This window comes from Bacillus cereus group sp. BfR-BA-01380 (assembly GCF_022663535.1).
In the GTDB taxonomy this organism is placed as follows: domain Bacteria; phylum Bacillota; class Bacilli; order Bacillales; family Bacillaceae_G; genus Bacillus_A; species Bacillus_A cereus_BB.
Genome location: NZ_JAKUFS010000008.1, coordinates 1 through 12,753 on the forward strand (window position 1 = coordinate 1; position 12,753 = coordinate 12,753).

Below are 12,753 nucleotides of genomic sequence, written 5' to 3' on the forward strand. Positions count from 1 at the left end.
AAGGCATTTCTTTTAGAAAAGGATGCGTTTTCTTGTCCAATGTAAGTTGTCTTTGCATATCATAACGATCGTAATTTTCTTTGTTTTGCTTATATTTCCGTTCTTTGTCTAACAAGGCAGAATTGTAGGTTTGACGACAATATTGTAGCCAACGGTCTGACACTTCTTTTTGTGCTTCTGTTGGAAAGATTTCATATTTTTGATTCAACAACATTGTCATCACCTCCTATTCGTTATGTCCTTGTGTTTCGATGTATTGTTTTAGAATTTCTAATGGTGTACCGCCCACAGCCAGCAAACAATAACTTTGAGATCCAAATCATTCTTTACATAAATTCTATCTGATTAGAGGAAATTCCTTTTTCAATCCTTTGGCTTACGCCAACCAAAATTCATCCCCTCCCTACTCATTAAGCTTCACCCTTCTCATTCCTTGAGGAAGGGGAATTCTTTTGGAAATATGTTAAAAAGAAGGTAAGTTATCTAAGTTATTTTCTTTAATACCATCAGGTTCACTACGTATAATATCCCTGCCATACTTATGAAATACGTCCACATGAGCTAACTTCCCTGATTTTGCTTCATCAAGAGCAGTAATATAATCTAATTCTCTTCCACTACTGACCAATAATTCCTCGTCTCCTGCCCAATCTCCTGCTATATAAAGGCCCTTTATTTCTGGAACTGCTGGACCTGGTTTTTTCGTTCTACCAGTATGAGGAAAATTATGCACAATGGTTATTTTAGGTAAATATTGCTGTTCGACCACTTCTTTTCGCCAGCCTGGATGAAGCAAATCCATTGTATGTTCTAATTGCTGTTTATCTGTTCGAGAATCTATTGAACTTCTATTCAAATCATGATATTTAACCAAGGAAACTACGGAGGTTCCGTCATTACTCAGCTTTGCGGCCCTAGATTGATTTGTAAAGAAGATAGGTTGGTCAAGTCCTAGCACAAATTGATGATTTGTATTTGGTAACGTTTTTAATCCTAAATCGTAGCAGGATGCGGTTACAGGAATTGCTTCCTCCTTCCAACGATATAGGGAGGGTTTTTCAACATGGGGTACAAGAAGACATGCTTCGTGAGGAGGTGTTGCAATAATCACACTTTCTACATCAAACGATTCTCCATTCGTACAACTCACTCGTTCAACTTGGCCGTTGTGGTCAATACGATTCACATTCATAGATTCAAGAAGTTTAACACCGAAACTAATAGCTTTAGTTCTTAATTCGGTTACAATAGATTCCCAACCATGGTCGACATAGAGAACACCTTCTTTCATACCCCTCTGGATCTGCCTTACAACTGGACGAGCTAGCTGTATACTTGGAGCATATGTTAGAGTAGTTAATCTACATAATGCATAAAAGAAGTGGCGTACCATTGGATCAATGATTTCCCTTTCTGCCCAAGCTTGCACGCTTTCATTTGAAATCGAATTCACATCCATTTTACTGAGATGAAACATAAGCTTTGCAAGACGGACCTTCCCTAAACCATTAAGAAATTGCTTCGAAAATAAGGAACGTAACCCCGTCGGCACTTGATAAACCTCATTTTTCCAAATAACATGTGCACCCGTAGGCGGTTCATTTCCCTTGATTGCAATCCCGAGTTCATCAAATATCTTCATTGCTTCACCGCCTTTATAAAGGGCATGTGCACCTAGGTTCATGAGAACGCCATTTTTATTAATGGTCATCGACCGTCCTCCGTATCGATCTGATTTCTCAAGCACCACTACCTTCTTACCTTCCTTTGCTAGAAAAAGAGCAGCTGTTAATCCAGCAAACCCACCACCAATAATGGCAACATCAAATTTATTCATTTAAATCCCTCCTGTTCTTTTCATTAATCAAGACGGATAGAGGGTTTCAATTGTGACAAAAAAACTTAATTTATGAAAACCTTTTTTTAGCCGAATATACGAACCAGTTTACCTGTGGGCTATATTCATTATTGGACATATGGTGGCACAATTCGCAGATGCTACCTTTACTGGCAGTATCCATTATGTAAATAGTTATTTCAACAAACATCAAAACGCCAACTCGTTGAGTTGGCGTTTCTATTTACTATTTGAACCACTTATTAGATAAAGCTTCAAGGGTTCCATCTTTTTTCATATCGTTTATATGTTTATTAAAACTATCTCTCATTTTCTTATCATCGGATCGTAGCATAACACCTATTCCATACTCCCTTGGCATTTTACTTACAACCTCTAAATTACTATTGCCCTCATTTTTCTTAAAATAATTTATCAGATGATCATCTTCAATTAAAAAATGGACTTTTTGTTCTTTCAATGCATCAAACTCTTGTTTCACATTTTCAACCTTTACAATACCAGCCTTTTTCGAGAGAGCTAATCGACCGAAAACATTTGTAACCATTGTTGCTGTATTTTCACCAGTGATATCATTTAAATTATGAATATTTTTACCTTTGTCATTTACTACTAATGAAGCTGTGACATTTGCATATTCATTTGTGAAAATGTAATTACTACTTACATTTTCATCAATTAACGTACGTCCTACAACTGCATCAAATCGTTTTGAACTCAGACCAGCAAACTTCGAATCCTGCGTAGAAAAAAAGTATTCAGGCTGCATATTCATACGTTTACTTATTTCGTTCATTACATCAATATCAAATCCCACCAACTTACCATTCTCATCTACAAATGAATACAGTGGTGTATCTCTTGTTGTTCCGATTTTCAACTTTGTATTCACTGTATTAGGTTCTTTAATATCACTATCTATACCACAAGCAGCCATTAACGAAAATAATGACATCAAAACACATAATAATATTATTTTTTTCATAACTCTATATTCCTCACTGCTTTCGGAAAGTTTTTTCGTACAATATAAAATATATTGAATATTAGAAACGCAAAAAAACTAATAATCGAAACAACTGCACTTACCTTTTGTACATGTGTACCATAGTAATAGACCTTAACAGTACCTTCGCCTTTTGGTAGTTTTGCAGTAACTAAATTTGTCTCACCTGCGTAACTATAGAAACGCTGTGTTTCATTTCCTTGAGTAATTTCAGTCACATAACCTTTGTAATAAATTAGAGGCAACGATACCTCTCCGCTGTTTATATTATTAAAATGAAAAGATACCTTATCCGCATTTTTCTCAAAATGACTATATGTAATTCCATCGTCGATATTGCTTAGTTGTGCATTATTATATATTTCTTTAAAGAGCGGTTTGCTATTTATAGCATTTGTATTGAGACCGAACATTTCATCTGGATTATCAGTATATTTTTCTGTATGATGTGGTACATCTCTAGCAATAATACCTACGGGTACGTATTCTCTTCCACCAGTCTGAATAGAGTTTAAATTAACCATTCTATCTGCACTTTTTTCATTCTTCATATATTGGTTCATTAAACTAATATTTACTAGTAAAACAGCCAACATAAAAATTAAAAATGCTTTACTTCTAGATATATAATGATTTTTAATGAATGCTCCTAGATAATAACTAGCACCTACTGCTAAGAAAAATGTGGAGAAAACCATAATTCTGGATGGAAATTGAATGTTATTTAGAACCGTATGTTCAAATAAAAACCATGGGAATTCTTTAGTCGAGAAAAATACTAATATACATCCAGTTAATACAAATCCGTCTCCGGTAATTCTTTTTCGAAAAACAAATAACCTCATAACTACTATAATAAATATTACCATGTTGATATATAAACCAGAGGTATTGCTAAGAGTTGCACCTAATTCATCCCAAAGACTGGTGCTCGCAGATGAAACATAAAAGGTTGGTATTAATTGCCCAATCAAAGGCTGTGATTTAACCTGTTCTACCAATGGAAGTGTAAAAAAAGCAGTTATTAACAAAGCTGAAACAGCTGAAATACATAAACGATATAACTTAATTTTGTCTTTCCATATTGCCTTGTAATTTATTATAGTAGCGACAAATAATATAATACTTAGTATTAATGTTGTTAATATATGCGTCAACAATAGACCAGACATGCTTAATACTAAAATAAAGATGGTATTCTTATTTTTATAAATCATTAGATAAAAACTCGACAAAGCTAGTGGAATTAACGTATATGCGGACATTTGACCAAAAGTACCAGATGATAACATAGAAAAAAGGCATGTAGACATAGTATAAAGAATACTCGAGAAAATACCGATTAACTTATTTCCTGACACCGCTTTAATCGCATAATAACAAAAAACAAATGTCAGAAATGTTTCAAGAATCACCGTCAATTTATAAGCTGCAACCAGTGAACCCCCTGTTATCACTCTATATATGGCACCAATGTAAATAAATAAATTACCATAAAAAATATCACTGGCGTACCCAAAACCATGAAAGAAATCCATATTAATATACGGATAAAGCTCTCCCCTTTGTATAGCATGTGTTAATCCATCTAATCGTAATAAATGTACATTTAAATCTGTATTTACCCTCAATCCAGGATTTTTCAATAAAATCCAACAAAAAAATATTGATAAAATACCAAATAAGGAAAATAAACTGATTTTAGATATTAATTTTGTCAATATCAAACTCTCCTTTATCAAATCATTTCATTAAGATAACTAGATAATCTTTCATATCAAAGTCTCTTTTAAAAAACCACATATCATTTTATCATATGAATTTAACAAAACAAACCTTTTATGTATAAAAATACCGTTTATAAATATCTTGGTGCTGGTACAAAAACTTTAATATTCGCGTAAATAATCTTTAAAACTTGGATACACTGACCCTATTTCTCTATAAAATTCCTGCAGTAATATGTTAAACACTAAAATTATAGAAATTAGAAATTCTAAATCTTAAAACACCCAAAAAACAAAAAACCTCAGATAAGCCGGTAAGTATCTTAAAATCAAAATTCCCTATCTTTCCTATATATGTAAATTATATCACAAATACAAATTTTTCAAGTATCTTTTCGTTTAAGCGGTTCCCAATCCCCTCAATTTAAATAATTCCTTATAAGCCGGCCTTACCATACATTCCATCAATTTAAGAATTTAGAATTACCCCAAAACGATAAAATTTCTCAATTTTATCGTTTTGGGGTAGTTTATTTTTGTTAGCTTGATAGCGATACGGCGAGACCCCTATTACATCTAAAGCAATATGTTCATATTGTTTTAGACACCTTTTTATAATATGATCATATTATAAAAAGGAGGAGGATATGAATGCCTAAAATAGTGGATCAAATACAAAGGAAGAATCAGATAGCCACCGCTACTTGGCGTGTAATATTAGAAAAAGGTATCGATAAAGCTTCCATACAGCAAATCGCTGATGAAGCAAACATTTCTGTTGGACTTGTTCAGCATCATTTTTCGTCTAAAAATGAATTAATTCATTATGCAATGAATTTAGTATTGAATCGAATGGAAGAACGGGCAAACACTCGTACAAATGATTTTAAGGGAACAAAAGAAGAAGCACTTAGAAGATTAATGAAATTTATTATTCCTACTAATGAAGAAGAAATGTTGGAAGGGAAGGTTTGGATTACATTCCTGGGTATATCCTTTAGTTCCCCAGAGCTTCTTGAACTGCGGAAGAAAATGGATGACCATACGAGGTACCTTATGGGAATAATTCTAGATTTAATGGAAGATCTAGGATACGTCACACCAGGCTACAATAGAGATTTTGAATTAGAGATACTGTACGGATTTATCGATGGACTAGTAATTCATGTCCTTCAAACACCAGAATCATATTCAGCAGAAAAAGTAAATCAACTTATTGAGTATTATTTAAAAGAAAAAAAGAGGGATGAATCGCATGAATAAAGTTTTCATTATTATTCTTGTAGTCGTTATTGTATTGATCATTAGGCAGCTTATCCCTAAGAAAGTAGATAGCTTTGATCTTCTTGGTATACCAATCATGGCTATAATCAGAACCTATATTGGTCTTCCGAATAAATTGGACTTTATAATTACAATTGAATTAATTAGCTTGCTTGTCTTAGGAGCGATAGTTGGTTATTGGCAAGCTAAGCGGGTGAAAGTCTTTCATCGTAACAATCAATTATGTAGTGTTGGAGGATATACCTATATTATTGGATGGATGATTATGTTTTTAGGAAGAATTGTTATTTTATTTCTATTCAACCTTAAATCTCTCATATCGACATTTCATGCGGGACATGAACAGTTTACGAATGAAATAATTAAAGTTCTTTCCCATGCTGGAGACTGGTTAATATGGTCTACTATCCTTGCATCTTCCATAATGTATACTATTACCTTATATAAAGATCACCCAGATATTAAGAAATTTATGCATGCCCATTTTAAAGAAATTAGACAACGAATCAAACATTAATTTAACTAACATGAATTGCGAAAGCATCATCCAGTAGATACTTAGTTTATATTTTTTAGGATAGTGAATATTCTTAAGTTGATGAACATGGGGGTCTCCAAAAATATGAGCTTCATGGCGATGCGGCAGCACCCCAAGAAAAAAATATATATAACAAAACCCACAGAGAACAAGAATATTCTTTGTGGGTTTTGGTTATTTCAAAGGAGCTTAGGGGAAAGCTCAATTTGATCATAGAGGGTGTCTTGCATATATATTAGCGATAAGTTTATTTTACTTTAAAAGTCTTTCAAATTACTTTCATAAATGTTACAAAAGTCTTTCATTGAATGTAAAGGAATTCATTCAATATGAATAGGAAATAAGCAATTTTCAGCCCCTAATCGCAGCTATGCTGGTATTGGCTAACACTTCCCTAATCTCAAGAAAGAAATAAAAAACGTTATCTTTCCCAGCAGCATCTAGGAAAGATAACGTTTTTAAGGTAGTGCTATTATTTTAAACTACGGGAGAGTTCCGTAAATATAACCCCTAGAGCGTAAGCACCAGCATCCGGATAACCTAGGCTTCTTTCACCAACCGTACCAGCGCGGCCCATTCGAGCAACGATTTCTTTTGTGTATTCTGCCCCTTTAACAGCAGCCGCTGCCCCATTTTCAAAGGCAGTCTTAACGTCCACGCCGGCTATAGCACTTTCTGACCAAGAATTTACACAAGGCACAAGCGCATCCACAAGCGTTTTATCGCCTACTTCTGCTCCTCTACCGAAAGATCGTTCACCGATGGACTGTATACCTTTAAGTGAAGCCTGCAACATTTCAGCAAACTCTTCAATTGTTAATTCCATTTTTCCTTCTACAGCCTTACCTGCAGCTCGGAAAGCTCCGCCCCAAATTGGCCCAGAAGCCCCGCCGCAATATTCCATAATGATCATAGAACACGCATCTAGAAATGTTCCTATATTGAAACGTTCTTGATTCAAAATCGAACTCCATTCTCGTTTTAATTGCTTAAATCCTTTCGCGACACTCATTCCGAAGTCGCCATCACCTGCATGGGTATCCAATTCGCAAAAAGGCACTTCGTTCTTGATAATGACTTCGCTCATTTTATCTATAAGATAAATCATATTATCTAATGTGATGACCTCATTCTTGATGATCGCATGTTCTTCCGCTGTTTCCGCCTCAAAGAAAACTGGTTTCTCTTCCTCGTGACCTTCAATATCAATATATTCTACACTCTCAATCGGTCCATCTACCTTAAATGCAGGTGTATTACACTCTTTTGATAGCAATGTTTTCAGCTCATCATCCAGATTCATTACTGTTAGTGAAATTCCGGCCATATCAATACTAGTCATGTAATTCCCGACAAACGTTCTATTTATTCGTATATTTCTTTTGCTTAACTCCCTAGTAACTGCATTATTAAATAGATACAGTTCTTGAAGCGGTGTGCCACCAAAGCCATTTACGAGAACAGCAATTTCAGCATCCGCATTACCATCTAACTTTAAATCCTTCACAAGGTCATTTGTCATACGTAAAGCCAATTCATCTGCAGGCGCCATTTTTTCCCGTGTTCTGCCTGGCTCTCCATGAATACCGACGCCATATTCCATCTCATCTTCACCCAATTTGAAAGTAGGGGACCCACTAGCAGGAACTGTACAGGAAGTTAGCGCTAGACCAATTGTTCGAACATTTGCCGCTGCTTTTTCCGCTACAGCTTTGACCTGCATCAAATCCATACCTTCTTCTGCGGCTGCACCGGCTATTTTATGTACGAACACAACCCCTGCAACACCGCGGCGTCCTACTGTATAAAGACTGTCTTCTACTGCAATATCATCATCTACGCGGACATATTCTACTTGAATGCCATCCTCAGTAGCTAAGTGAGCTCCATTTTTAAAATTCATGATATCTCCACTGTAATTCTTAATAATGAGCAGTGTACCTTTTTTGCTAGCTGTTGCTTTAATCGCCTGATATACCTGTATTTGCGAAGGAGAAGCAAACACATCCCCGCACACCGCAGCATCCAGCATCCCTGTCCCCACTAAGCCTGCATGTGCCGGTTCATGTCCACTACCGCCGCCGCTGATTAACGTTACCTTATTTTCGTTCATTTCTTTTTTCTTCATTACCTTATACTTTTTCAAAAACTCCAGTTCCGGATGAGCCATAACCATTCCATTGCACATCTCCATAACGAGAGTTTCAGGTTTATTTATAATTTTTTTCACTTGTTACTCCTCCTCTATGCATTTTGTTAAATTGTTTATCTTATTCGTATACACACTTTCATAGCTTTCTTTATTCATAGCGTATTGCTGCCGCGATACATTCTCTTCTAAATTATGATATATTTGAAAGCGTATTATTACTGACTATATTAAAATGAAAGCGTTTTACGGTAAACGGACAAAATTCACAATTTGTCTAAAGACACCCACTTCATTTATAGATAGGATGTTAATGATGAAAAACGAATAAAGTTCTAGGGATGATTCAAATGACCTCTTCTATCATTTCCAAAAAAATCATAGCCAACTCGCTAAAACAATTAATGGAAACAGAACCTTTTCATAAAATATCCGTGAGTGATATTATGTTACATTGTCAGATGCGCAGACAAACTTTTTATTATCACTTTAAAGATAAATTTGAATTGTTAAGTTGGATTTATAAAGAAGACACGAAGGAAAATATTATAGACTTTCTTGATTATGAAAAATGGGAGAATATTTTCGACCTATTATTTGATTACTTTCACCAAAATCAGCGCTTCTACCGAAATGCCTTTAAAGTAATCGAGCAAAATTCATTTAATTACTATCTATTTGAACATACGAAAAACTTATACAGCAAAATTATCGATGAGCTATTAATTGGCTGTAATTTAGCTATTTCTGAGATAAAAAAAGATAAACTGGCCTCTTTTTATAGTCATGGATTTGTTGGGACAATAAAAGACTGGATTGAAAATCATTGCGCTGTAGACCCATCTATCATGTCTTCTATGATGAAAAATATGATAAACAATCAATTCGTGCTTTTACTTAAGCAATCAGCAAACAAATGATAAGGTGGAAAAACAATGAAAAAAATCATGAATGATGTTCAAAATATTGTTCAGGATATGTTACATGGTTTTTATTTTGAACATAACGATAGAATATGTTATAACGCAAAACACAACATCATGTATCAGAAAGATCTTGCCAAAATCAGGCAAAATGTTGTGATTATAAGCGGCGGCGGCAGCGGGCATGAACCAGCTGATATTGGTTATGTAGGAGAAGGAATGCTCGCAGTGGCAGTCAATGGAGAAATCTTCACTCCTCCTACACCAGAACAAATATTAGCAGCAATTCGCTCTGTGCCTGAGGACAAGAGTGTCCTATTAATCATTAAAAACTTTAAAGCTGACGTAGAAAGCTTTTTAACTGCTGAAGCTTTGGCAATAGAGGAAGGAAGACTTGTTGATCATGTAATTGTAAATGACGATGTTTCCATTGAAGATGATGCTTCTTTTAATAAAAGAAGACGAGGAGTAGCCGGGACGATTTTCGTTCATAAAATACTCGGAGCAGCAGCTCTTGAAGGCCATTCATTACAACAATTAACGGACATTGGTCACGCTGTCATTCATAATTTGCATACATTAGGAGTCGCCCTCTCTCCAGCAATCAACCCTACCCAAGACAAAGTTTCTTTTACCTTGCAAGACAATGAAGTTTTTTATGGGGTCGGTATCCACGGAGAAAAAGGATACCGGAAAGAGGCATTATTTTCTTCTGAAAAATTGGCTATCGAGCTTATGAACAAACTCAAAAGTATTTACCGCTGGAAACAAAGAGACAAATTTGCAATCCTAATTAACGGCTTAGGTGCTACCCCATTAATGGAACAGTATATCTTCGCCAATGACATTCGTCGTTTATGTGAACTTGAAGGATTAGATATTCGATTTGTCAAAGTCGGAACCCACTTAACATCTTTAGACATGCAAGGCACGTCATTAAGTTTACTTAAAATAGAAGATCCACTTTGGGAAAAATGGTTAAAGGCAAATGTTGAAGTGGCTAGCTGGTAGCTAAGATTAGCCTCAGGTGTGAACGTATGAATACATCTGGGGCCTTGTGTGTTTCGCAAATATATTGAATAGTAGCCGTCTTTCTTTAAATCCTATCTAACTGCCATATACTTGTAGTAGCTATGTAGAATATTTCCTAGAACTCCACTCTAACGGTTCCTTTCCACTTTTAAATTTACAGAATTTTATAACTAAACACAATTATCACCTTTTTCCTTGATTTTTATAAACCCTATCCTCTAGTATAAATATATAAATCTAATTATTCCCATTTTTTCAAATGAATGATAGATAATTAGATTTATATAATAAAGGTTATAAAAAATCAGGAGGGGTATGTGTGTTTTCAAAATGGAAAAAAGGATTGATAACTACTTTATTTGCACTCACAACATTTTCGACAGTAGCATCTGCTGAAGAGCTACCTGCAGAACAACAAAAATGGCAGAGTTGGGTTCGCGAACATGCAGTTAAATTACAAGAACCAACTGCTAGTTCGAATGAGGATTTATCATTTTTGAAACAAACCTTACAGGGCAAACGTATTGTTTCACTAGGTGAGTCTACTCATGGTTCAACAGAAATGAATCAATCTAAGGTTCGTATCATTAAGTATTTGCATGAAGAAATGGGTTATGATGTGATTGCATTTGAATCAAACTTTGCGGAAGCGAATGCTGTGTATCAAAATATAGATGATTTAACAGCTGAACAAGCCATGAAGAAAGCTATTTATAACCAGTGGTTTACAGAAGATGTGGAAGAATTATTTCAATACATAAAAGAACAAAAGGAAAAAGGAACACCTCTTATTTTAACAGGATTTGATATACAAATACCTTGGAATGCCAATACTGCTACATTTGCAACATATGCAAATGAATGGATTGGTAAATTGGATCCTGAAGTAGGTAAATTACTTGTAGAAGCAGAAAAAGAAATCGTAAAATACCATTCTGTCTCTTCTTATAAGGAATTTCAAGCAATGCAGGCATCCCTTTTGGACAAATACGAAAACATAAAAGAGTTTATCCAACAACATAAAAATGAATTGCAACAAGTAGCGCCTAAAGCATCCTATGATGTAAATCTTCTAGAAAAGTCAATCAAGATTCGAATCGATGCGCTTAAAACATATATGCCAAGCGATGTGAAAGAGCAGCAGAAAATTCCATATGAAAAATATCCAGATGATTTCTCATTTTACACTCGAGATCAAAGGATGGCACAGAATCTAGCATGGTTAAGCGAAATGCAATTTAAGAATAAAAAAATGATTGTGTGGGGACACAATTATCATATTAGAAAACAAAATTCTAAAATGATTACATCCTTTGCATATCCATTTCCAAATATGATGGATATGATACCACAGTACTTGAAAAATCAAATGTACACAGTTGGTTTATATGCATATAGTGGTAGTAGTTTGGAAACAGATAATGAAACGATTAAAAATGTAAAGGAAAAACATCAAACAAATAGTGTCGAAGAAATTTTGAAAGCTGCACAACATCCGCAAGTATTTGTAAATTTAAAAGGTGAGGAAAATCGTCCTGAAACCTCTTGGATGTATATGCCTATTATCGGACAGTATTGGGGATCTGAAAAAGATGAAATCATGATTCCTAACCAACAATATGATGGAATTCTATGGCTAGAGCATATTAGCCCTTCACGAATTAAATAAAACAAAAAGCGCGCCAATACAATAGATGGTGCGCTTTTTGTTTTATAGTTCCTTAAGAGATATATTATTCTTTATAAAGGATATTTTATGAAATGATTAGGTTACACATATTCTGCTGGATGTGAACAAGAAAAGACATCTTATGTAGGTGTCTAAGAGTCTTATATATCATGCAAACTATATATCCATTTTAATTCTTCGACATATACGTCGCTGCTATGCGGAATACAACATGACCGCTTCTATGCATAGCCTGATGCCCTCGACCACCTAAAAAAAAGAGGGTTTTTATATTTGTATTTATCTATAAGTTAAAAAACGAGATATCCCTTGTCTTCAAACCTTAAAGTCACCCTACTATATTGAATATTAAGAATATACCTTATTATTGTTTAATGATATAATTATAGAAATACATTGATTATGGATGGATGATTGAAATGAAAGAGCACAAAAAGAAACGACGCAGAAAGAGACCACGTAACCGGAAATGAAAAAGTTAAACCCTTCTAAAAAGAACTCTATGTTAATCATAGCTACTTTACGATATCATTTTTGTATTTCTTT

At 34.6% G+C, this 12,753-nt stretch carries 9 protein-coding genes and 2 pseudogenes; 5 read left to right on the top strand and 6 right to left on the bottom strand.

The window, feature by feature from the left end; all coding sequences use genetic code 11:
• The 5 genes and pseudogenes from MR076_RS09450 to MR076_RS09470 form a co-directional block, all read right to left on the bottom strand.
• Positions 1 to 220: helix-turn-helix domain-containing protein (locus MR076_RS09450; protein ID WP_242220003.1), on the bottom strand; the 220-nt coding region annotated here is incomplete at its 3' end.
• A 243-nt stretch (positions 221 to 463) separates the two neighbouring features.
• Positions 464 to 622: pseudogene (locus tag MR076_RS09455) on the bottom strand (DUF3892 domain-containing protein); the annotation flags it as partial.
• Positions 623 to 1,027: 405 nt separating this feature from the next.
• Positions 1,028 to 1,837 (bottom strand): annotated as a pseudogene (locus MR076_RS09460) (protoporphyrinogen/coproporphyrinogen oxidase); the annotation flags it as partial.
• A gap of 247 nt (positions 1,838 to 2,084) precedes the next feature.
• Positions 2,085 to 2,843 carry a transporter substrate-binding domain-containing protein gene (locus tag MR076_RS09465; RefSeq protein ID WP_242220005.1) on the bottom strand — a complete coding sequence of 253 codons (759 nt, stop codon included), beginning with the start codon at positions 2,841 to 2,843 and terminating at the stop codon, positions 2,085 to 2,087.
• Positions 2,840 to 4,585, bottom strand: coding sequence for a hypothetical protein (locus MR076_RS09470; protein ID WP_242220007.1), 1,746 nt, complete (start codon positions 4,583 to 4,585; stop codon positions 2,840 to 2,842). Before MR076_RS09470 ends, MR076_RS09465 begins: the two co-directional genes overlap by 4 nt.
• A 657-nt stretch (positions 4,586 to 5,242) precedes the next feature.
• Here MR076_RS09470 and MR076_RS09475 point away from each other — a divergent pair.
• On the top strand, positions 5,243 to 5,854 hold the full coding sequence (locus tag MR076_RS09475) for a TetR/AcrR family transcriptional regulator (protein WP_242220010.1): 612 nt from the start codon (positions 5,243 to 5,245) through the stop codon (positions 5,852 to 5,854).
• On the top strand, positions 5,847 to 6,392 hold the full coding sequence (locus MR076_RS09480) for a hypothetical protein (protein ID WP_242220011.1): 546 nt from the start codon (positions 5,847 to 5,849) through the stop codon (positions 6,390 to 6,392). The genes MR076_RS09475 and MR076_RS09480 overlap by 8 nt, the downstream gene beginning before the upstream one ends.
• A gap of 493 nt (positions 6,393 to 6,885) precedes the next feature.
• Here MR076_RS09480 and dhaK read toward each other — a convergent pair whose 3' ends face one another.
• Entirely contained in the window at positions 6,886 to 8,643 is a 1,758-nt protein-coding gene (dhaK, locus tag MR076_RS09485; protein WP_242220013.1) for a dihydroxyacetone kinase subunit DhaK, read from the bottom strand.
• A 269-nt stretch (positions 8,644 to 8,912) separates the two neighbouring features.
• On the opposite strand from dhaK, the gene dhaS reads away from it, so the two are divergent.
• The 3 genes from dhaS (at position 8,913) to MR076_RS09500 (ending at position 12,186) form a co-directional block, all read left to right on the top strand.
• Entirely contained in the window at positions 8,913 to 9,482 is a 570-nt protein-coding gene (dhaS, locus tag MR076_RS09490) for a dihydroxyacetone kinase transcriptional activator DhaS (protein WP_242220015.1), read from the top strand.
• Between the two features lie 15 nt (positions 9,483 to 9,497).
• Complete coding sequence (dhaQ, locus tag MR076_RS09495; RefSeq protein WP_242220017.1) at positions 9,498 to 10,496, top strand: DhaKLM operon coactivator DhaQ; 999 nt, start codon at positions 9,498 to 9,500, stop codon at positions 10,494 to 10,496.
• A 340-nt stretch (positions 10,497 to 10,836) separates the two neighbouring features.
• On the top strand, positions 10,837 to 12,186 hold the full coding sequence (locus MR076_RS09500) for an erythromycin esterase family protein (RefSeq protein ID WP_242220019.1): 1,350 nt from the start codon (positions 10,837 to 10,839) through the stop codon (positions 12,184 to 12,186).
• Positions 12,187 to 12,753: the final 567 nt, after the last annotated feature.

What these genes read in the sequence shown, in the direction of transcription:
- MR076_RS09475 (WP_242220010.1), top strand. Translation starts at nt 5,243, where the DNA reads ATGCCTAAAATAGTGGATCAAATACAAAGGAAGAATCAGATAGCCACC.
- dhaQ (WP_242220017.1), top strand. Translation starts at nt 9,498, where the DNA reads ATGAAAAAAATCATGAATGATGTTCAAAATATTGTTCAGGATATGTTA.
- dhaS (WP_242220015.1), top strand. Translation starts at nt 8,913, where the DNA reads ATGACCTCTTCTATCATTTCCAAAAAAATCATAGCCAACTCGCTAAAA.
- MR076_RS09465 (WP_242220005.1), bottom strand. Translation starts at nt 2,843, where the DNA reads ATGAAAAAAATAATATTATTATGTGTTTTGATGTCATTATTTTCGTTA.
- MR076_RS09480 (WP_242220011.1), top strand. Translation starts at nt 5,847, where the DNA reads ATGAATAAAGTTTTCATTATTATTCTTGTAGTCGTTATTGTATTGATC.